Source organism: Sulfitobacter sp. TMED3 (assembly GCF_002167505.1).
GTDB classification, from domain to species: Bacteria; Pseudomonadota; Alphaproteobacteria; order Rhodobacterales; family Rhodobacteraceae; genus Sulfitobacter; species Sulfitobacter pontiacus.
Map to the genome: position 1 here is coordinate 1 of NZ_NHBI01000048.1, position 21,142 is coordinate 21,142.

General features: G+C 58.9%; 19 protein-coding genes and 4 pseudogenes. 18 read left to right on the forward strand and 5 right to left on the reverse strand.

Features of this window, described 5'->3' with window-relative positions; all coding sequences use genetic code 11:
• From CBB63_RS12165 to ccmI, 4 genes are all read left to right on the forward strand, one after another.
• A partial coding sequence (locus CBB63_RS12165) for a heme lyase CcmF/NrfE family subunit (RefSeq protein ID WP_286699346.1) occupies positions 1-1,973 on the forward strand: 1,973 nt, incomplete at its 5' end.
• A gap of 2 nt (positions 1,974-1,975) precedes the next feature.
• A complete protein-coding gene (locus tag CBB63_RS12170; RefSeq protein ID WP_009824474.1) occupies positions 1,976-2,542 on the forward strand; it encodes a DsbE family thiol:disulfide interchange protein in 567 nt (188 codons plus the stop codon).
• Positions 2,539-3,009, forward strand: coding sequence for a cytochrome c-type biogenesis protein (locus CBB63_RS12175; protein WP_009824475.1), 471 nt, complete (start codon positions 2,539-2,541; stop codon positions 3,007-3,009). Before CBB63_RS12170 ends, CBB63_RS12175 begins: the two co-directional genes overlap by 4 nt.
• A complete protein-coding gene (gene ccmI / locus CBB63_RS12180) occupies positions 3,006-4,163 on the forward strand; it encodes a c-type cytochrome biogenesis protein CcmI (protein WP_074637413.1) in 1,158 nt (385 codons plus the stop codon). The genes CBB63_RS12175 and ccmI overlap by 4 nt, the downstream gene beginning before the upstream one ends.
• Positions 4,164-4,443: 280 nt before the next feature.
• Here ccmI and CBB63_RS12185 read toward each other — a convergent pair whose 3' ends face one another.
• From CBB63_RS12185 to CBB63_RS12195, 3 genes are all read right to left on the reverse strand, one after another.
• Positions 4,444-4,755 carry a DUF2933 domain-containing protein gene (locus CBB63_RS12185; RefSeq protein WP_037953520.1) on the reverse strand — a complete coding sequence of 104 codons (312 nt, stop codon included), beginning with the start codon at positions 4,753-4,755 and terminating at the stop codon, positions 4,444-4,446.
• Positions 4,756-4,874: 119 nt separating this feature from the next.
• On the reverse strand, positions 4,875-5,417 hold the full coding sequence (locus CBB63_RS12190) for a hypothetical protein (RefSeq protein WP_009824478.1): 543 nt from the start codon (positions 5,415-5,417) through the stop codon (positions 4,875-4,877).
• Positions 5,418-5,514: 97 nt separating this feature from the next.
• The gene (locus CBB63_RS12195) at positions 5,515-5,826 is read right to left on the reverse strand and encodes a DUF411 domain-containing protein (RefSeq protein ID WP_502695916.1); all 312 of its coding nucleotides are present in this window, start codon (positions 5,824-5,826) and stop codon (positions 5,515-5,517) included.
• A 260-nt stretch (positions 5,827-6,086) separates the two neighbouring features.
• Here CBB63_RS12195 and CBB63_RS12200 point away from each other — a divergent pair, with 260 nt between their 5' ends.
• The 10 genes and pseudogenes from CBB63_RS12200 (at position 6,087) to CBB63_RS12245 (ending at position 14,130) form a co-directional block, all read left to right on the forward strand.
• Positions 6,087-6,806, forward strand: a complete 720-nt coding sequence (locus tag CBB63_RS12200; RefSeq protein WP_286699347.1) for a response regulator — start codon at positions 6,087-6,089, stop codon at positions 6,804-6,806.
• Between the two features lie 452 nt (positions 6,807-7,258).
• Positions 7,259-8,245 carry an ATP-binding protein gene (locus tag CBB63_RS12205; RefSeq protein ID WP_502695917.1) on the forward strand — a complete coding sequence of 329 codons (987 nt, stop codon included), beginning with the start codon at positions 7,259-7,261 and terminating at the stop codon, positions 8,243-8,245.
• Between the two features lie 17 nt (positions 8,246-8,262).
• On the forward strand, positions 8,263-8,856 hold the full coding sequence (locus CBB63_RS12210) for a L,D-transpeptidase (RefSeq protein ID WP_005619183.1): 594 nt from the start codon (positions 8,263-8,265) through the stop codon (positions 8,854-8,856).
• A gap of 128 nt (positions 8,857-8,984) precedes the next feature.
• Positions 8,985-9,557, forward strand: a pseudogene (locus CBB63_RS12215) (L,D-transpeptidase).
• On the forward strand, positions 9,557-10,015 hold the full coding sequence (locus CBB63_RS12220) for a c-type cytochrome (protein WP_005619178.1): 459 nt from the start codon (positions 9,557-9,559) through the stop codon (positions 10,013-10,015). The pseudogene CBB63_RS12215 and the gene CBB63_RS12220 overlap by 1 nt, the downstream one beginning before the upstream one ends.
• Positions 10,016-10,020: 5 nt before the next feature.
• Positions 10,021-10,620: a c-type cytochrome gene (locus tag CBB63_RS12225; protein ID WP_009824484.1), complete on the forward strand. Its 600-nt coding sequence runs from the start codon at positions 10,021-10,023 to the stop codon at positions 10,618-10,620.
• Between the two features lie 4 nt (positions 10,621-10,624).
• Positions 10,625-11,515, forward strand: coding sequence for a c-type cytochrome (locus CBB63_RS12230; RefSeq protein WP_009824485.1), 891 nt, complete (start codon positions 10,625-10,627; stop codon positions 11,513-11,515).
• 16 nt (positions 11,516-11,531) lie between these two features.
• Entirely contained in the window at positions 11,532-12,920 is a 1,389-nt protein-coding gene (locus CBB63_RS12235; RefSeq protein WP_009824486.1) for a multicopper oxidase family protein, read from the forward strand.
• Positions 12,917-13,411, forward strand: coding sequence for a c-type cytochrome (locus tag CBB63_RS12240; RefSeq protein ID WP_005619169.1), 495 nt, complete (start codon positions 12,917-12,919; stop codon positions 13,409-13,411). The genes CBB63_RS12235 and CBB63_RS12240 overlap by 4 nt, the downstream gene beginning before the upstream one ends.
• A complete protein-coding gene (locus tag CBB63_RS12245) occupies positions 13,411-14,130 on the forward strand; it encodes a DsbA family protein (RefSeq protein WP_005619167.1) in 720 nt (239 codons plus the stop codon). Before CBB63_RS12240 ends, CBB63_RS12245 begins: the two co-directional genes overlap by 1 nt.
• Positions 14,131-14,138: 8 nt before the next feature.
• Here the strand turns inward: CBB63_RS12245 and CBB63_RS12250 are convergent, their stop codons facing one another.
• Positions 14,139-14,345: a heavy-metal-associated domain-containing protein gene (locus tag CBB63_RS12250; RefSeq protein ID WP_005619165.1), complete on the reverse strand. Its 207-nt coding sequence runs from the start codon at positions 14,343-14,345 to the stop codon at positions 14,139-14,141.
• A gap of 137 nt (positions 14,346-14,482) precedes the next feature.
• Here CBB63_RS12250 and CBB63_RS12255 point away from each other — a divergent pair, with 137 nt between their 5' ends.
• The 4 genes and pseudogenes from CBB63_RS12255 to CBB63_RS12270 all read left to right on the forward strand — a co-directional run bounded on the left by CBB63_RS12255 (position 14,483) and on the right by CBB63_RS12270 (position 19,252).
• Positions 14,483-16,993: a heavy metal translocating P-type ATPase gene (locus tag CBB63_RS12255; protein ID WP_286699349.1), complete on the forward strand. Its 2,511-nt coding sequence runs from the start codon at positions 14,483-14,485 to the stop codon at positions 16,991-16,993.
• A gap of 42 nt (positions 16,994-17,035) precedes the next feature.
• Positions 17,036-17,380, forward strand: a pseudogene (locus CBB63_RS12260) (MerR family DNA-binding protein); the annotation flags it as partial.
• Positions 17,381-17,470: 90 nt separating this feature from the next.
• Positions 17,471-18,463: pseudogene (locus CBB63_RS12265) on the forward strand (DUF305 domain-containing protein).
• A gap of 68 nt (positions 18,464-18,531) precedes the next feature.
• Positions 18,532-19,252, forward strand: a pseudogene (locus CBB63_RS12270) (MauE/DoxX family redox-associated membrane protein).
• A 2-nt stretch (positions 19,253-19,254) separates the two neighbouring features.
• Here the strand turns inward: CBB63_RS12270 and CBB63_RS12275 are convergent.
• Positions 19,255-21,060 (reverse strand): protein-disulfide reductase DsbD family protein, encoded by a 1,806-nt coding sequence (locus CBB63_RS12275; RefSeq protein WP_286699350.1) that lies wholly within the window; start codon positions 21,058-21,060, stop codon positions 19,255-19,257.
• Between the last annotated feature and the right edge of the window lie 82 nt (positions 21,061-21,142).

Below are 21,142 nucleotides of genomic sequence, written 5' to 3' on the forward strand. Positions count from 1 at the left end.
TGGCCCTGGCCTTGGCCCTGGCGCTTGTTCAAAGTGTGCTGCCCATCCTCGGTGCGGGGCGCGGAAACATCCTGTGGATGCAGTCTGCCAGATGGTCCTCGTTCGGTCAGGTTTTCTTTGTCGGCATCGCGTTTCTGGCGCTGATGCAAGCCTTCGTCACAAGCGACTTCACGGTCAAGAACGTGGTGGCGAATTCCAATTCACTCAAACCGATGCTGTTCAAGGTGGCAGGCACCTGGGGCAGTCACGAAGGATCCCTGTTGCTGTGGACCCTTGTCCTGACGGTGTTTGGTGCGGCGGTCGCCCTCTTCGGATCGAACATTCCGCTGGCGCTGAGAGCAAGGACGCTGTCGGTGCAGGCCTGGATCAGCGTTGGCTTCCTGACTTTCATGCTGCTGACGTCCAATCCTTTCGACCGCGTTTTCCCTCCGCCAGGCGACGGTCAGGACCTCAACCCATTATTGCAGGATGTCGGTCTCGCCATGCACCCGCCGCTTCTCTACTTCGGGTATGTTGGCTTCTCGATTGTCTTCTCGTTTGCGGTCGCCGCCCTGATCGAAGGGCGGGTGGACGCGGCCTGGGCACGGTGGGTACGTCCGTGGACGCTGGCTGCCTGGATGAGCCTGACCGCAGGCATCGCGCTGGGATCCTGGTGGGCCTATTATGAGCTTGGCTGGGGCGGCTGGTGGTTCTGGGACCCCGTTGAGAACGTCAGTTTCATGCCATGGCTGATGGGCACGGCCCTGCTGCATTCCGCAATCGTGACGGAAAAACGGGATGCGTTCAAAAGCTGGACAATCCTTCTGGCGATCCTGACTTTTTCCCTATCGCTCTTGGGCACGTTCATTGTCCGATCGGGCCTGCTGACGTCTGTGCATGCGTTCGCGGTCGACCCGGAAAGGGGACTTTATATCCTTGGATTGCTGGCCGTTTCGATCGGCAGTTCCCTTGCTCTGTTTGCCTGGCGCGCGCCGACAATGGAGCCCGGCGGCCTGTTTAAGCCGATCAGCCGGGAAGCGGGGCTATTGGTGAACAACCTGCTGCTGGCCACGGCCACCGGCATTGTGCTGTTCGGTACCTTGTACCCGCTCTTCTACGAAGCCGCGACGGGCGGTGAAAAACTGTCAGTGGGGCCGCCCTTCTTCAATGCGTCCTTTATTCCCGTGATGCTGCCGCTCGTCTTTGCGATGGGGCTGGGGCCTTACCTGTCCTGGAAACGTGCCGATCTGGCGGGCGTTCTGCAACGGTTGCGTTTCGTGGCCGTCCTGGCCGGGCTCGCGACATTGATGATCTGGTACCTGGCTGAGGGCGGTCCGGTATTGGGGTATCTATCGCTGATGCTTGCGTTCTGGCTGTTTTTCGCAACGCTGCGGGAATGGGCGATGCGCATCAAGCTTTTTGAGGCACCGTTCCCGGAATCGCTGCGGCGGGCGCGCAACCTGCCCAGATCCTCTCATGGGATGACACTGGCACATGCGGGGCTTGCGATGGCGATGTTCGGATTTATCGGCTCGACGGTCTGGAAATCCGAGGAAATCATCTTTGTCCGGCCCGGTACAGAGGTCAGCATTGGTGGGTTCGATGTCACCTTTGAGGGGGCCGAACGTGTGCGTGGGCCAAATTACTTCGCGGATCGTGGCACGCTTCGTGTGGCCCGGGAGGGGAACTATGTCACCGATCTCTTCCCGGAGCGGCGTACCTATCCGGTCGCGCAAACCACCACCACAGAGAGCGCCATCAGATCGACAATGGCCGGTGATCTCTATGCGTCCATCGCAAATCCGGCCGCCGAGGACGAGAGCACGCAAGGGGCTTGGACCCTGCGCATCCTGTATGAACCTCTGGTCAACTTTATCTGGATCGGATCGGCGATGCTTGTGCTTGGTGGGGGTCTTTCGCTGTCTGACCGGCGGTTGCGCGTCGGGGCACCCCGTCGCAAGGCGACAGCGCCCGCAGCACTTCCTGCGGAGTAGGCATGGGACGTATACTGGCATTCATTCCGCTGGCAATCGCGGCCATTTTCGGGGGGTTTTTTCTGTGGGGCTTGAACCCGGACCGGGACCCGAACAACATTCCTTCGGTTCTGATCTCGCAGCCGGCACCCGAATTCGATCTGGCCGCTGTCGACGGGTTGGAGACGCCAGGGCTTTCCCGCGCCGATCTGGTCGGGAACCCGCGACCGGTCATCGTGAACGTGTTTGCCTCGTGGTGCGTGCCCTGCCGGGCCGAACACGGGGTTCTGACCCAGATGGTCGAAAAGGACGGGCTGACGTTGTTCGGGATCAATTACAAGGACAAGCCGGAGGATGCGACTAAATGGCTTGCTGAGCTTGGCAATCCCTACGAAAGGATCGGGTCTGATCTGAGCGGCAGAGTGGGGATTGAATGGGGCCTTTCGGGCGTACCTGAAACATTCATTGTCGGCTCTGACGGGACGGTGTTGTTCAGATATGTCGGCCCCGTCGTGGGCGAAACGGCGATTTCCACATTCAGGGAAGCATTGATCCAGGCTGGCGCGTTAGCAAGGGGCCAGAACGGATGAGGTATATCGCATTTGCTTTCCTCCTGCTGCTTCCGGTGACGGCCTTGGCGGTCGAGCCAGACGAGATGTTGCAGGATCCTGTACTGGAGCAACGCGCCCGTGAAATATCACGGGAACTGCGCTGCGTTGTCTGCCAGAATCAGGACATCGACAGCTCCAACGCCGGGGTTGCGCGGGACCTGCGCATACTGGTGCGCGAAAGGCTTGTTGCCGGTGACAGCGACAAGGAGGTCATCGCGTACATCCACGCCCGGTATGGCGATTATGTCCTGATGCGCCCGCCCCTGAATCGCGCCACTCTCGCGCTCTGGATGGCGCCCTTCGTGTTTGCGCTTGTTTCGCTGCTTGTCGGCTGGACCGTCATTTCGAGAAGCCGGCGCAGGGCTGCCGCAACGGGATTTTCCGATGACGAAAAAGCGGAAATTGCGCGTTTCATTGAAGAGAACGCTTCAAAGGACGGTTCATGATCTGGTTGGTTTTCGCCCTGTTATCCGTTGTAGGTCTGCTTTTCATGGGCCTGCCGCTGCGCCATCGGTCGTCGCGGACACCCGTCCCGGCTGACGCCACGGATGCGGTCCTCATGGATCAGTTGGATGAGGTTCGGCGGGATCTTGAGCGCGGTGTCATTTCCGACACCGAGGCCACGGCGGCGGAGCAGGAGATCAAGAGACGGATCCTCGTGCAGTCGCGCCGGTCCGTTCTGTCAGATGGGAAACCGGCGGCAGGGGGCCGCTTGATGGTCGTTCTGAGCGCAGTGTTCGTGCCGGTCTTCGCTTTTGGATATTACTCCGCAATGGGCTCGCCAGAGATCCCAGGTGTCGCCTTTGCCGAACGTGCCACTGAACGGCAGGAAGCGGCGGAAATCGCCGAATTGACAGATCGTCTGTACGTCCGGCTCAGTTCAGACCCCGAAGGCGGGCCTTCGGAAGGCTGGATGCTGCTGGGGCAAACCTATTCGAAAATGGGCCGGTATGCGGATGCAGCCGATGCATATAGAGTTGTCGCACAACGACCGAAGGCCGATTCCGCCGTCTTCTCCATGTTGGCCGAGGTTCTGATCTACGCAGAGCAAGGTGTGGTGACACCTGAAGCGGACACCGCGATTGATCGGGCGTACGAACTGGATCCTTCCAATCCCGGTGCTGCCTTTTTCAAGGCAGTCTCGCTCGAGCAGAAGGGCGATGAGGCTCGGGCTCACGAAATGCTGGTGGCCCGGCTGGACGATGCGGATAGGTTTTTCCCGTGGATGGAAAGCTTTGTTGGCGAAGCCAACCGGATTGGCGCGAAGATCGGCAAGGCTCCGATCTCGCTGGCCGACTATGCCCCGAAGACCAGTGCGTCCGGCCCGACACAGGAAGACATCGAAAACGCGCAGGACATGAGTGTGGAGGAACGACAGGATTTCATCCGCTCGATGGTCGAACGGCTGGCCACGCGGCTGGAAGATGAGCCTGACGATCTTGATGGATGGATGCGGCTTGGCAATGCCTATTCGGTTCTGGGTGATACCGCGCCGGCAATCGCGGCGTTTGAACACGCTGAAATCCTGTTGTCGGAGGTGCCGGGAGATGACCCGCGCCGTCAAGCCGTGCAAAGCGCGTTGGAACGGTTGCGCCCGTAGTGGCGTGGGCGACCGTCGCTGTGCAGGTGAATGTGAGGCAGGATCAAGGTTTGGCGCTTAATCGAAAGCCCATCCGGTCCGGCCGTCGTCACAGACTATTTCGTGGGTAGTACCTTCAGACTGACCGACCAAGCGACATCCTACGGGAAGCATGACGTCGTGTGCCGCATCCCGTGTCACGGAAGGGGGCTCAAGTGGGCAAAGCTTGCCCGAGGCCGACTGGGCACAACCGCCGAGGGCCAGAATACCTGCAATCGGAATTCCGATTGTCAGCCGCGTTCTAGCGGGCGCGTACCAGTTCTCGTTCGGGAGCTTGGCCATCTTCAAATTCTGCATCCACAGTCGCCTCGTTCGCCTGTTCAACTCTTGACCCGTGACACGACTTTCCCATCATCCTGTGCATGACGACATGCGCACCAAGACAAAGTGCGAGCGGCGCAAAAAGGCCGACGTTGCCCCACAGACCCGCGATCGTGCCGCCTGCAATAAAGAATGCGGCGACTGGAAACAACATAACGGCACAACAGGCCATCATACCATACTGCATCAGTTTCGATGAACCGGTGGATTTTTGACTTTGATTGTCAGACATGTAGCTCTCCAGAATATGCTCGTGTTCTTCTGCGACATTCCAGTGAGGCAAGGTCAAGGGTACATTCGGATACAATTTGATCAGATGACAGCCTGCGGGTCGTTGACCAAGTTGGCCCGTCAGGTTGCCAGATCCAACGCATAGGACAGGAATGTGACCAGGGGGATCGGGGTCAGGCTGAACAGCAAGGCCATGCTCATTGTCCTGAACATGGTAGGCTTCGATGCCTCGCCAGAAGGTTCTGTCAGAACCACCAGAAGCGCGATGAAGGTGCCGGGCGCCAGGGCATAGAGATATACGCCCGAGATGTTCCCAAACATGAACGACCGCTCGAGCGTTGGTCCGACCACGCTCAAAGCTGTTGCACGGCTGCCGTTGAACGAGCCGAACAGATCGGCCGACATCACATAGGCGGCAATGTGAACCCCAATGAATGCGACACTCCGCAGCGGGCCATCTAAAACCAGGTAAACAATCGGCCGATGCTGGTACTGCTTCAGCGCGACCGATGCGGAAACGAACCCCAAGTAATTCACGAGGAAAACGACCACAAACCCATTGGTAAAGACCTGCCGGAGGAAGCGCGAGAGCGCGGTCCCATTCGTCAGCAGCAGCGTCGCAAAACCAGGCGTTGCGAGGATGTAGACAAGCAGGAACGGCAATATGCTTGCCAAGCTCAGAACGGATACGTTCCAACAAAATCTGCCGAATGGTAAGGTCGGCGAAAAACTTTGTCGGAACGTATCGCGGGCAAACACGTCAGCCGTGGGTTGCGAAGACTTGCGTCGACCCATCCATCAGTACAAGCAGCACATCATAGGGATCACCTTGGGGGCCCATGCCGGGCGANCCCATNGGCATTCCCGGTGCTGTCAGTCCGCGCGCGACAGGTTTTTCGCTCAGCAACCGCCCGATGTCAGCCGCAGGCACGTGACCCTCGACGAAATATCCGCCCACGGACGTAGTGTGACATCCTGCCAGTTCCGGCGCGATGCCGTGTTTCTGCTTCAGAACCTGAAGCGTGTCGTAATCCACGTCCTCGACCGATGCCTTGAAACCGGCAGAGATCATCTCATTTACCCAAGCGCCGCAGCAGCCGCAGGTCGGTGTCTTTGTCACCTGCAACGTGGGTGCGGCGGTTTGCGACAAAGCAGGCCCGGCCAAGGCCAGGCTGAGTGCCGTAAGGCCAAATTCACGTCGGTTCACTTAAAACTCCTCGATGTTCTTCCTTAAATAGTTGCTCGGTATCCCGAAGTCGACTGCCCGCGCTGTTACATTTGGCTACAAACACGGGATGGGCGTCCCTTGGTGAAAATGACTATGTTGGCGGCATGAGCGATCTGCCACGCATCCTTGTCGTCGATGACCATTCAGAGATTCGGAAATCCGTCACCAGTTATCTGGAACGCAACGGCATGCGTGCTTCAGCGGCGGNAAATGCAGTTGAGATGGACGCAAGGCTGGCGGAAGCGCATTTCGATCTGATTGTCCTCGATGTGATGATGCCGGGGGAAGACGGGCTGTCCGCGTGCAGGCGATTGCGCAAGGAAGGGCATATTCCGATCCTGATGCTGACCGCATTGGGTGACGACGAAGACCGCATCGCGGGTCTGGATGGCGGGGCAGACGATTATCTCGCCAAGCCGTTTAATCCCAAGGAACTGGTGGCGCGGATCAACGCGATATTGCGTCGGACGCAGCTGATCCCAAAACCGAATGGTTTTGCGGGGAAAACGTTGAAGTTTGCACACCTAAAGCTGGATTTCGATGGCCGTACACTGATTGACCAAGGCGGTTCGCGCACGCAACTTACATCCGGTGAACTCAAACTCCTGACCCTGTTCCTGCAAAGGCCAAGGACGGTCATTGGCCGCGACGANCTNCTCAAANTNAGCACNGGCNGGGTCGCCGGTCCATTGGACCGAACCATCGACAATCAGGTGAGCCGGTTGCGCCGGAAGATGGAAGAGGACGTTTTGCGCCCGAAGATCATCGCGACTGTACGGCATGGGGGGTATAGTCTTTCCTGCGATGTCGAGATTTGCGAATGAAGCTGCTTCCACGGACGTTGCGTGCACAGATTGCCCTTCTGGTTCTCGGTGTCTTGATCCTCGCGCACGCTCTGAGTCTCTGGTTCTTCGTTGATGAACGCTCTTTGGCTGTTCAGGCCGCCATCGGTGCCGAAGCCGCCGGACGCGCCGCAAATGTCGCACAGTTGATTGAAGGCGCACCCCCGGAATTGCATGCCCAGATCGTCCGCGCTGCAACGTCTCCGCTCGTACGGTTCGACCTTACAGACGAGCCGTCGGTCGCACACGGACAACACGATGACGGTGGAGCGGTCGAAGCGCGGATACGGGCACTGCTTCAGGAAAGCTACAGCCGGGATATNCGGGTTGAGGTNCATGAAATCGAGGGAAGTCTGCTGCCCCTTCCGAACCTGTCACCGGAAATGGCGCAAATGCACGCCGAAATGATGCAGGGCAGCCTTGCGGCCATCGAGATGGAGCTGTCCATTGCGCTGTCCGGTGGGAATTGGCTCAACATCGAGACGCGGTTCGAACGGCCGCCTCTGCAAAGGTCGCTGGCGTCCAACATATCCTTTGCACTGACTGCGGGACTTCTGCTGGTTGCAAGTTTCTGGTTTCTCCTGTCCCGACTGACCGGACCACTCAACGATCTCGCGACTGCGTCCGAACGTCTGGGTCGCGGCGCCGCCAAGGGCGATCTGCCGGTCGTAGGGCCGAAGGAAGTTCGGGATCTGACCCGATCATTCAACATCATGCAGGATCGCCTGACGCGATTTGTCAGTGACCGGACCCAGATGCTTGCAGCGCTTGCGCATGATCTGCGCTCGCCTTTGACGGCGCTNAGGGTGCGGGCCGAAATGGTGGACGACGAAGACACGCGCACGTCCTTGGTGGCGTCAAGTGAAGAGATGCAACGGATGGTCGATGCGACCCTCGATTTCGCGAAGGGCGTCGGACAGCATGAAGAGGTCCAATCGGTTGATCTGCACGATCTGATCACTGGTATGGGCTTGGACAAGGTTCAGGTGACCAGCCAAGGTCCACTCATCGTAACCGTGAAACCAAGCGCGATGGGGCGCGCGTTGAGAAACCTGATTGAGAACGCGATCCGCTACGGGAGTGAGGCCAGGGTTTCGTGGCAACGCATGGGCAGTGAGGTAGTGGTCGCCATCGACGATCAGGGGCCCGGTATTCCCGACAATCAGCTGGAGGCTGTTTTCGGACCCTATGTCAGGCTCGAGACGTCGCGATCACAGGATACCGGCGGTCATGGCCTGGGGCTGTCGATTGCGCGCAGCATCATCCTTGAGCACGGTGGTTCTATCGAACTGAAAAACCGCACTGATGGGGGTCTGCGCGCTGAAATCACGCTGCCCGTCAAACAAAGCGCCGAGTCAGCCCCGAAAGAGGAAGGCTCGCCACATATGGCGCGGGTTGTTCGTCACCTCAAACCCGACTAGTTTAGTGAGGCAAGTATATGAAACGAAGATATTTCCTGACTTCTGTTGCAGCTCTTTCGGTGAGTGGAAAAACAGCATTCGCGCATAGTGACGCAGAGCACGACCGGCGCGTCGGGCCATCTGTGGTGCCCCCGGAGCAGTTGCCGCGCCAGGTTCCGTTCACCGAGGCAGACAAACCGGGAGAAATACATGTCGATCCGAACCAGTTCGCTTTATTTTGGACTTTGCCGAACAATCGGGCAATCAGGTATACCGTCGGAATTGGCCGGGAGGGGCTCTATGAATCCGGCGAGTTCTATGTCGCGCGCAAGCAAAAGTGGCCGCGGTGGACGCCCACACCCGCCATGATAGCCAGAGATCCTGACCGATATCTTCGTTTTGCGGGCGGTGTGCCCGGTGGGCTGAACAATCCACTCGGTGCCCGCGCCTTGTATCTTTACCAGCCAGGGCGTGGGGACACCTACCTGAGAATTCACGGCACAACGGATCCGAAGACGATTGGTCGACGTGTCTCAAACGGCTGTGCAAGGCTTACCAATAATCAGATCATCGAACTCTATGAGAAGGTCCCGCTCGACACGCGTGTTGTCCTGAAACCCATCGAGGTTTGAGGCAGCAGCGCGAAGACGTGTCCGTTGGCCGGGATACATATCGTTACATAANANCAGGCCCCGGACTGTTCATGAAATGCNACCAGGCGGNTAGTCTAGNGGATAGGCAGACAACAACATGAGGCCATATGATGACCCGCAAGCAAACACNTGTAACGCGNCGNGCATTCACNGNAGGNGCNGCATCGGCAGCTTTNGCNNCNCCNTCCATCNTGCGTGCGCAGGNGGATCAAACCNGTGTCCGAAGGAANATCTCATCNTTTCGNACNCANGCNTGGCANGACNNCTTTGACNCNTTGGNCAAGGGNATCATCATNGCNGANACCNNTACCCGCGTGATGCAACACTGGACGGCCGATGGCGANATGCGNATTTATCCNACATCGGTTCCCNTGNCNGACGAGCTNACAANGCGCGGNTACACGACAGTCACGTTCAAGGACCCCGAACCTGACTGGACCCCTACACCCTCCATGCGCGAACGTGACCCGTCATTGCCAGCCTATATGCCGCCCGGGCCGGATAACCCGTTGGGCGCCCGTGCCCTGCACCTGAGTTGGACGTACTACAGGATTCACGGCACCCATGATACGCGCAAGATCGGAAGACGCTCTTCAAGCGGGTGTATCGGTCTCTACAACGAGCAAATCATCGAGGTGTTCGAAAGGACACCGGTCGGCACGCAGGTACGATTAATCTGATGTCGAAGTCCGGCATCCTGATTGCGGCGTTTTTTGTCGTCGGTGGCGCGGTTGTGATCTGGCAGCAATTGCAGCCATCGTCTTCGATGCCCGGCCACACAATGACAACGCCTGATCTTTCGCAGACGGAAGAGGGCGCGCCGATTGCAGACGTGGTTGTGCCTGCTGAATTCTCAGCAAATGCCCAATTGGGAAAGCGTGTTTTCGATGGCGCTTGCGCCGCTTGTCACGGTGCGAATGCTGCCGGACAGAATGGCGTGGCACCGCCGCTTGTCCACAAGATCTATGAACCGAGCCATCACGGTGACGCCGCTTTTTTGCTTGCCGCGAAACAAGGTGTCAGAGCGCACCATTGGAAGTTTGGCAATATGCCGCCAGTTGAAGGCGTCACGCCCGGCGATGTGAAGATGGTTGTTGCATATGTGCGGGAACTTCAGCGCGCCAACGGGATCAATTGAGAGGAATGACCAACTTGAACATGAAGATATGGATTACTGCCATTGCGATCGGGACGACCGGCGTTGCTGCCTTGGCGCATTCCGGAGCAACCGGCGTGGTGCTGGAGCGGATGCAGGGCATGTCCGCGATGGCCAAAACACTCAAGACGCTATCACCCATGATGCGGGGTCAGGTACCTTATGACGCCGATGTCGTCCGCAGGGAAGCTGGCGCGATGATCGGCCATGCCGGTGAGCAAATGACGCGACTGTTTCCTGAAGGCTCGGGTGGCGGAGTGTCCAAGGCGTTGCCGTCGGTCTGGGAAAACAGCGAAGAGTTCGCGGCCCTTGCGCAAGAGTTGAGAACAGCCGCCGAAGGATTGAAGTTGAGCGCAGGCAATGGGTTGGCCGCAGCACAGGGCAACGGTAGCGAATCAATGATGGGCGGCGCCACTGACGGGATGATGGGTGGCGGGTCCGCGCCTGCAATGGGAGGGGGCATGATGGGATCGGACCTTCCCATGACGACCGAGATGTTTGCGGACATGCCGACCGACCGTGCGTTCGCGATGGTCGCCCAGACCTGTTCGGCCTGCCACCAGAAGTTCCGCAAAGAGGACAAGTGATCAGATGCGGTGGTGGCGTTGGATCATCGGTGCGGGGGTCGTCGGCGGCATCGGCGTTGTCGCGGCAACGATAGCCTGGCCGATCGGTGCGCCAGTCTCGGACCTGACCCTGCAAGGCGATGCCCAGCGGGGGTCGTATCTGGCGCGCGCCAGTGGATGCATTGCGTGCCACACCAACTTTGAAGCTGGCGGGGCGCCATTGGCAGGAGGAGCGCCGCTCCGGACCGATTTCGGGACATTCTATCCGCCAAATCTGACCACCGATGTCGAATTCGGGATTGGCGGCTGGACAGTAGAAGAGTTTGCAAAAGCGGTAAGGCAGGGAATTTCCCCGGACGGAGACCCCTATTATCCCACCTTCACCTACCCGTTTTATGCAAACTACACGGATCAGGACATTGCCGATCTGTGGGCCGCGTTCCAGACCGTGCCAGCCGTGAATGTGCCGACCCCGTCCCATGAGGTGCCTTTTCCGTTCGATCAGCGATGGGGGATGAAACTTTGGCGGGCGGCTTTTCTGACAAAGCCTGACACCGCACCAGAGGCGGACCGAAGCGATGCTTGGAACAGGGGCAAGCTGCTGGTCAACGGGGCGGCACATTGTGCTGCCTGCCACACAACGCGGAACTTTGCAGGCGCACGCATAGTATCGAAGAGGTTTTCCGGCAACGACGCCTTGCCGGGAGGTGGCAAAGCACCTTCGATCCGGACGCGCGATCTTGTGTCCGAAGGCTGGACAACAGACGATATGGCTTATGCATTGCGATCTGGCATAACGCCGTCTGGCGACGTATTTGGTGGATCAATGGCCGAAGTCGTGCGCTATGGCACGGGCTTTCTGAGCGACGCAGACCTGAATGCGATGGCCACCTACCTGCTGGACAACAAATCATAATCTTGGGAACCCACGAATGATCACGCTCAATCGCCGCCAATTTCTGGCAACATCTGCTGCGTTCAGTGGTCTGTCGGCCAGCACTGGATTTGCGGGCACGCCATTCGCGACCCTGACAGCCCAGCAAAGCGACGTGCAGCTGCTGCCCGGCAACTATGGCAAGACATCGCTTTGGTGCTTTGACGGCGGCTCACCCGGTCCGGAGATTCGCGTGGCGCAGGGGGGGCGTGTCCAGCGCAGATTGGTCAACCGGTTTTCTCAGGGAACGTCGGCGCATTGGCACGGCATCCGCATCGACAATGCGATGGATGGCGTTTCCGGCCTGACACAGGATGTGGTCCAGCCGGAGGAAACATTCGACTATGACTTTACTGTCCCGGATGCCGGGACCTATTGGTACCATGCCCATAATAGGTCGTTTGAGCAGGTGGGCAGAGGGCTTTACGGTGCACTGATCGTGGAAGAGGCCGAGCCTCTCGACATTGATCGCGAGGAAGTCCTGATCCTGGATGATTGGCTTATTGACCCCGAAACCGCGCAGATCAAAGACGACTTCGGAGCGCCTCATGATCTCAGCCACGCAGGGCGCATCGGCAACCTGCTGACGACCAATGGAACCTTCAATCTGGGCCTGAGTGCACGCAAGAACGAAAGACTGCGCTTGCGGCTGATCAATGCTGCCAATGCGCGCAATTTCCAACTGGGGCTGGAAGGCCTTGACGGTTGGGCGGTTGCTTTGGACGGCATGCCCCTGGCTGCACCCATTAAGGTGACGGAGCCGATGATCCTCGCTCCGGCTCAACGGATCGACCTGATCGTCGATGTGGTCGCGGATGTTGGTGAAACGGCTCATATTCTTCAGTTCGGCCGGGAAGAGGCCTTCAGCCAGGTTACATTCGAGGTCGTTGAGTGGGGCTCGAAAAATCGTCGAGACGCGCCTTTGGCCTTGCCGCCGAACGACCACAGGATGGTCGACTTGAGTGAAGCCACGATGCTCAGCCTGAGTATGGAAGGCGGTGCCATGGGGCGGATGAGGTCCGCTTCCCTTGGGGGCGAACTCAAGCCGATCGGCGAGATCGTCGAGGCCGGGTATTTCTGGTCGTTCAACGGCAAAGTGGACGGGATCAACGGTGATCCCCTTGCGCGGCTGGACCGCGGCCAGAATGTACGATTGAAGATCGTGAACGACACGGCGTTTCCGCACGCGATGCACCTGCATGGCATTCACTTCCACGAGGTCGCCGAAAACGGCACCCTCGGACCGCTGCGTGACACGACCCTTCTTGAACGGGGTCAGACGCGCGAGATTGCCTTTGTGGCGGACAACCCGGGCCAATGGCTGCTACATTGCCACATGCTGTCGCATGCGGCTTCGGGCATGATGACCAAGATCGTCGTTGGATGACCCCGCGATCCGTCTATCTTGCGTTGGGCGTAGTTACCGTTGCGGTGGCTACCATATTCCTGTGGACCCGGTCCGGCGGAACCGACCATACGGCGGAAAACCTCATCAACTCCTCAGCCGATGTGGCCGCGGGCGAAGTCCTCTATGCCGAAAATTGCGCCGCGTGCCATGGCGCAAATCTGGAAGGTGAAGAAAACTGGCGCAGTCCGCGTGATGACGGAAGCCTGCCCGCACCGCCGCATGATGCAAGCGGCCACACTTGGCACCACGCGGACAGCATGCTGTTCGCCTACACCAAGCTGGGGGGCGCCGAGGTTCTCGCGGCGCAAGGCGTTGACTTCAACAGCGGCATGCCCGGTTTCGGCGACCAACTGAGCGACGGGGAAATCTGGGACATCCTCGCATACATCAAGTCAACATGGCCGGAGCGTGAACGCGCCACGCAAGCCGAGCGCACGGCCCAGGATATTGCCTCACAAGGAGACGGATAATGAAAAGATTCTTGGCTACCACCGCACTGTTAATGCTTCCCATCGCTGCGACGGCAGACGGCATGGACGAAGACCGGATCAAGGAACTGGTGCTGGAAGCCATCCGCGAGAATCCGGGCATCGTGTTCGAGGCCGCGCAGTTGTTCGAACAGCAACAGCAGGCGTTGCAGGCGCAAGCCGCAGCGCAGGTTCTCGATACGGAAAAAGCCACGCTTGAAAATGATCCCAATGCGCCCGTTCTGGGCAATCCGGATGGCGATGTCACGGTTGTCGAATTCTTCGACTACAACTGCCCCTATTGCCGCCGGGTTAAACCTGAAATGGAGGCCCTGCTCGCTGCTGATCCCAACGTCAGGGTCGTTTACCGGGAATGGCCCATTCTGGGGGACGGGTCGGTTTTTGCCGCCCGCGCGGCGCTGGCGTCCCGAAACCAGGGCAAATATGAAGAGTTTCATTGGGCCATGATGCAACTGAAGGAACGCGCAGAGGAAGCATCGATTCTCCGCACTGCGGAAGACATCGGCCTCGATGTTGCACAGTTGCGTCGCGACATGAACGGACCGGAAATCGAAGAACACATACAGACTTCCATGCGGCTTGCGCAATCTCTGGGGTTCAGTGGCACACCTTCATTTGTGATCGGCGACAGTCTTGCGCCGGGCCTGATCCAGGCGGACCAGATGATCGAGCTTGTCGATCAGGCACGGGCCGCCGAATAAGGACAAGCTTACGCGGCTGAAGCGTCGTAGCCAGCGTCAACGATGGCTTGCCGCACAGCGGCCTGTTCCAATGTGCTTTGGACAGTGACAAGGCGAAGGTCCAGATCGGACGTGACAACGGCTGATGGATCCTTTGCCTTGATGCCGCTTTCGATAGCGGATGTACAGTGTCCACAGCTCATTTTCGGGACGGAAAAAATCATGAAGGCCTCCATTTTTGGTACAACCTCAGACTTGGTCGTTCCATCGGGAGGAAGGTCAAGCAAATATCAGAAAAATAAATGAGATACTCTCTTGAGCTTCCAGCAACTGGAGGCCCTATATCAGGGTAAGTTCAACCGAGGAGTCTCTCATGACCGACCCCAATACGATACGTCTGTCCGTTTCCGGCATGAGCTGCGCGTCTTGTGTGGGCAGGGTTGAAAAGGCTCTCGGCGAGGTTCCAGGCCTTTCGAACGTCAGTGTCAATCTGGTGAGTGAAACGGCACAGTTTCAGACGGATGATGCAGCCACGACGGGCGCAGCGGTTGCGGCACTGTCGCAGGCCGGCTACCCGGCAAGCACGGCGCGCGTCACGCTGAACGTAGACGCCATGTCCTGCGCGTCCTGTGTCGGTCGGGTTGAACAGGCGCTTGTACGGACACCCGGCCTATTGAATGCGGCGGTCAATCTNGCAACCGAAACNGCTGTGGTAGAGTATCTNNCAGATGCCATCACCCCGGAANAGATTGCCCGGATCAGTACGGAGGCGGGNTACCCGGCCGAGATTGCGCAGAGCGATGCGCACGAGGACCGATCGGACCGCAAGGCAGAAGAAGCCGACGCGCTGGCGCGCCGTGTCATCCTTGCCGCGATCCTGACCGTTCCGGTGTTCGTTCTGGAAATGGGAAAACATACCATACCCGGCTTTGAGGGCCTGATTGAGAGCACAATCGGCATTCAAACGTCATGGCTGATCCAATTCGCGCTTGCCACGGTGGTTCTTTTCGGACCGGGTTGGGGGTTCTTTGCGAAGGGCATTCCGGCGTTGATCAAGCGTGCCCCGGATATGAACAGCCTTGTCGCACTGGGAACCGGGGCGGCGTGGACTTATTCCGTAGTCGCGACCTTCCTGCCTCAGGTGCTGCCTGACGGTGTGCGCGCCGTCTATTTCGAAGCAGCGGCGGTTATTGTCGTTCTGATCTTGTTGGGTCGCTGGCTTGAAGCGCGGGCCAAGGGCAAGACCGGTGCAGCCATTCAGGCCCTTCTTGGTCTGCAGGCAAAGACAGCCAGGGTCCTGCGTGACGGGCAGGCGACCGAGGTTGACATCAAGGAACTGCGGATCGGCGATCAGATCCTCGTGCGTCCCGGTGAAAGGCTGCCTGTCGATGGCGAGGTCACAGAAGGATCAAGCAACGTCGATGAAAGCATGATCACCGGTGAACCCCTCGCCGTGCCAAAGGCTGCTGGCGAACCGGTGACCGGCGGCACGGTGAACGGCACCGGGAGCCTGACCATAACGGCGACGCGAGTCGGGGCGGATACCACGCTGGCGCAGATTATCCGCATGGTCGAAGATGCTCAGGGGGCCAAGCTGCCGATCCAAGGCCTAGTGGATCGCGTGACCATGTGGTTCGTGCCTGCCGTTCTGGTTCTGGCGCTTGCGACTGTGGTTGTCTGGCTGCTGGTCGGTCCCGATCCGGCTCTGACCTTTGCGCTTGTGGCGGGTGTCTCCGTTCTGATCATTGCGTGCCCCTGCGCCATGGGGTTGGCCACGCCCACCTCGATCATGGTGGGGACAGGACGCGCGGCTGAGATGGGGGTGTTCTTCCGCAAGGGAGATGCGCTGCAACATCTGGATGAAGTTGGCGTTGTCGCATTGGACAAGACCGGGACGGTCACGCAAGGGCAACCCAGTTTGACAGACCTCATCACGGCCGACGGCTTTGACCGGGCAGAGACACTCGCCCTCATCGCATCTGTCGAGGCGCAGTCTGAGCACCCGGTGGCAGAGGCCATTGTGCAGTCCGCAAAGAGCGAAGGCCTGTCCTGGCCCGATGCGACGGAATTCCGGTCCGTGACCGGCTACGGTGTCGAGGCGCTTGTCCAGGGCCGCAAGGTTCATGTCGGTGCGGATCGCTTCATGGTGCAGCAGGGCATTGACACCAGCCCGCTGGAAGACCGCGAAAGGGCCTTGGCCGAAAAGGGACGCACCGCGCTTTATGCTGCGGTGGACGGATCCCTGGCGGCCGTGATTGCCGTGGCAGACCCGGTCAAATCCTCCAGCGCCGAAGTGATCGCAGCTCTGCATGATCGAGGGATCAAGGTCGCGATGATCACCGGAGACAAGAAGGCCACGGCAGATGCCATCGCCCGCGAGGTCGGGATCGACCATGTCATTGCAGGGGTGTTGCCGGATGGAAAAGTCGCCGCCCTGGACGAATTGCGGCAAGGGAACAGCAAGATCGCCTTTGTCGGAGACGGCATCAACGACGCGCCAGCGCTGGCCCATGCCGATGTCGGCATCGCCATCGGAACCGGCACGGATGTCGCAATCGAAAGCGCCGACGTGGTGTTGATGTCGGGCGACCTGCGCGGCGTGGTGAATGCCATCGACGTGTCGCGCAAGACCATGCGCAACATACGGCAGAACCTTATCTGGGCCTTTGGCTATAACGTCGCGCTGATCCCTGTGGCGGCGGGCGCGCTTTACCCGGCCTTTGGATTGCTCCTGTCGCCGGTGTTTGCCGCCGGGGCCATGGCGCTGTCCTCCGTGTCGGTTCTGACCAACGCGCTGCGGCTGCGACGGATCAAGGCGACGATGTCGGAACAGGATCCGCCCCACGACGCGGAGACGAAATTCGCAACGCAGCCCGCAGAATAGGAGACAGGTGTGAACATCGGAGAAGTATCATAACGCGCGGGTTTGCCAGCGAAGACAATCCGCTACTACGAAGACATCGGCCTTGTCCGGCCTTTGCGCAGCGACAACGGCTATCGCGCCTTTCGCGACAGCGACATCCACAAGCTCGCATTTCTCGGTCGCGCCAGGACGTTCGGGTTCTCGATCGAAGACTGCCGCACGCTGCTTGATCTCTATGAAGATGAGACGCGGGAAAGNGCACANGTNAANGCNGTCGCNCAAGANCANCTGGCNGCCNTTGACGAAAANATNGCCCAGCTCANGTCGATGCNNGANACNCTGNCNCACCTCGTTGACGCCTGCCANGGCGATCACCGCCCNGATTGTCCNATNCTGAAAGATCTGGCCAAAGANCCGTANCGCANGATGCNTGGGNCNGACATTCTNNGGNNTTTCNNNCCGTNNCGNTNNANNNTNTTGNANCCCTCCNNCGCTGGAATGTTGTTNCTNCANNAATNNAANCCANGNTGGAGNGATCANATGTCTGAAGATNCGANCGGGAAATCTNGNGGCGGGTCCNACNCCCGTTCAAGTGAAGNTGCAGCACATTCGGGNGGCCATTCAGGTTCATCCTATGGCCGGTTTCTGGCGATGGTNGGCACNTCGACNGCGATCATGTTCGGCCTGATGTACATCAACTCGTACTCCTTCGAACATGTCTACTGGAGCGAAACCCGATTTTACATGACGTTCATCATGGGCGCGACGATNGCGACCGTGATGCTCCTTTTCATGTTGAACATGTACAAGAACAAGGGCGTCAACGCCGCGATCNTTCTCGGGTCTGTCTTGATGTTCGCCGGCGCGCTCTGGCTCGTGAGAAGCCAGGAGACCATTCAGGACGAAAGCTGGATGAGCGCGATGATTCCGCACCACTCCATTGCGATCATGACAAGCGAACGGGCCGAGCTGACAGATCCAAGGGTCGAGGCGCTGGCTTCGGAAATTGTGACGGCGCAAAACCGCGAAATTTCCGAAATGCGTTTCCTCATAGATGACATTGAGGCAAATGGCGAAGCCGGTCCTGAATGGCCACTTGGTGAAGCGGACGGTCCGGCTGAAATGGAGGGGCTTCAAGAAGCGATTGCAACCCCGGTGATTGCCGGAATCCGTCCTGCACCGCTCAAAGCCGAAGAAATAACACGCGCACTGGGGTCCGACGGACAATGCCGTTTCATTCGCGCCGTGAACGCCGATCCCATTCTGGTCACGGACGGGGCGGGGAACGGCGTCGCCAAGATATCCGGATCGCTGGTCAACTTCACGTCGCAAGACACAGTGACGTCCGGTGGCGTCCTGTCTGCCGATGGTGGCCAATTCACGCTGGCGCCGGGTGACGCGGACGGTGAAGACGCCACCCTGCTGTTTGAATTGACGGGAGAGACGCCTCTGACTGTCGGATTTACCGGGTATTGGACCTGCAACGGTTAAAGGATTTAAAGGAACGCGTCATGACGAGAGAGGCAAAATCCACCCCGAAGACGGCGGTTTTGTACCGAATGGTGATGGAGGAGCATGTTTGTCCCTATGGGCTGAAAATCGAAGGACCTGCTTGAGCGGGAGGGGTATTCGATTGAGGACCGGCCTCTGAACACCCGCGAGGAAACGGATGCTTTCATGGAAGAACACGGTGTCGAAACGACTCCGCAGACCTTTATCGGCAATGAAAGAATTGGTGGCTATGACGCGCTGAGGGAATTTTTCGGCCAGGACGTAAAGGATGACGACGAGACGACTTATCAACCCGTCATTGCGATATTCGCGGTCGCATTCCTTATGGCGCTTGGTCTCAGTTGGGCGTTTTACGGTTCGATCCTGACGCTGCGGGCATTCGAGTGGTTCATCGCGATCTCGATGAGCTTTCTTGCTGTTCAAAAACTGCAGGACGTCGAGACGTTTTCCACGATGTTTCTGAACTACGATCTGCTTGCCCAGAAATGGGTGCGCTATGGCTATGTCTATCCCTTCGGCGAAGCACTTGCCGGTATTCTCATGGTCGCCGGTGCCTTGGTCTGGATCAGCGCGCCTGTTGCACTGTTCATCGGTACGGTCGGAGCGGCTTCAGTTTTCAAGGCCGTCTACATCGATAAGCGCGAGATCAAGTGCGCCTGCGTGGGCGGCGGTTCAAACGTGCCGCTGGGTTTCGTGTCCCTGACCGAAAACCTGATGATGATATTCATGGGCGTCTGGATGTCGGCGCGTGCGATGGGCCTCTTTTAGGCCTAACCATCCGTTTTCAAAGCGGTCACAGGGTCGCCAAGTGCGGCCCTGCTCAGCGCGTCGAGAACGGCTTCGGACGTCAGAACCTCGGACAGGATGATCCCGTCTGGCGCGTTTGGCCCGTAGACGATGTTGAACGGGATGCCAAACCTGTTGTGGCTTTCCAGATACCGGGAAATGTCAGTGCTGGGCCTAGTCCAGTCTGCCCGCATCGCAACGACATTATCACCCCGCAGTTGGTCGACCACGGGCGCACGGTCCAGCACCAGCGTCTTGTTGGCCTTGCACGTCAGGCACCAGTCTGCGGTCACGTCGACAAAGACGGTTTTTCCCTGCGACACCAGTTTCGGTATCTCGGAGCGATCGAACGCGACCCAGTCCTGGCCCACCGCTCTCGTCTGCGGCGGGATTGTCAGCGCCGTCGGCACCAGAAGGCTGAGAACAGCAACCACCACCAGCGCTGTCGGGCGCGTCAATCTGCCCGGCAAACGTATTGTTGCGAGAAGAATGAAAAGGCTCGTCATAAGCAGCACGGTCATGGCCACCCGGCCACCCGCCACCCCTATCAGTACCCAGAGCAGCCAGATCGCGGTCCCGGCCAGAAGACCGGCAAGCACCCATTTGACGACAACCATCCAACGTCCCGGCCTGGGCAACAACCGGACCAGACCAGGCTTCCCCGCCAGAACCAGATAGGGCAGGGAGAGCCCAAGCCCCAGAGCCGTGAAAACGAGAATGACATCAATCGGGCGCCCGGACAGGGCAAAGGCAACCGCTGTCCCCAAAAACGGGGCCGAGCAGGGCGTGGCCAGCACCGCCGCGAAGGCGCCTGTTGCAAAATCTCCGCCATACCCGTCGCGACCGCTTGATCTGGCCAGCCGTGACTGCAACCCGGAGGGCAATGAAACTTCGAACACCCCGAACAGATTGGCAGAGAACACGGCAAGCACCAGAAACATGACGGTCAGGAAAACAGGGCTTTGGAATTGCAGGCCCCACCCAACGGTGACGCCGACGGATTGCAGAACCAGAATGATTGCGGCGAGGGCCCACATGAACACCAGAACGCCAAGCGCCGACATCAGGAACCCATTCCGGACCTCGTGCGCTGGCTTGTTTCCATGATTGAGAACCGATGTCAGCTTGATGGACAGGACAGGCAGAACACAGGGCATGACATTCAGGATCAGACCGCCAAGAAAGGCAAAGGCCGCAATCGCCAGGATTTGCGTCAGATCCGGCAGGTTCGCCATAACCTCGAATGGTGCACCCGGGATGCGGTCTGACCAAGCGGGCTGCGCTGTCACCGCGCGTGATCCATCGGTCAAAGTCAGTTGCAGGGGCGGCGGATCCTCCCCTTGCGCGAGAAGAGGCAGCTTGGCCCAAAGGGCTGTTCCCGCATCATCGGTTCGGATGTCCGGTTTGCCAAAGGTGAATTCCGGCCCCAGTTCCGGAAAGATATCCGGCTTCACAAAGGCATTCGCACTGCGCGCCGTCACATAAAGCGCATCATCCGCGATCACCGCCGTTTCGACAATGATGTCGCTCTCTTCGGGACCAAGCGGCACCCGCTGGGCATACTCCGAAATCAGGCCCGCCGCCTTCGCGTCAATCCCGGTGCCCGCCGGAATTGTCAGTGCGAGATCGAAATCATGCGGCACACAGACAGTCGAGCACGCCAGCAATGAAACACGCGCCTGCAATGTTGCGGACTGGCCCGCAGTTTCGAGAACTGCCTGAATGGGCAGGACGACACGGGTCTTGTAGCCAAAATTCTCGATGCCGAATGCCGTGAAGGGTGTTGTCACATTAACGGTCCTGAGGTTGCTGGTTCATTGATCTGGGCGTAGGCGGTGTCGATGCAGACACAAAAGATCAGCTACAAACGCC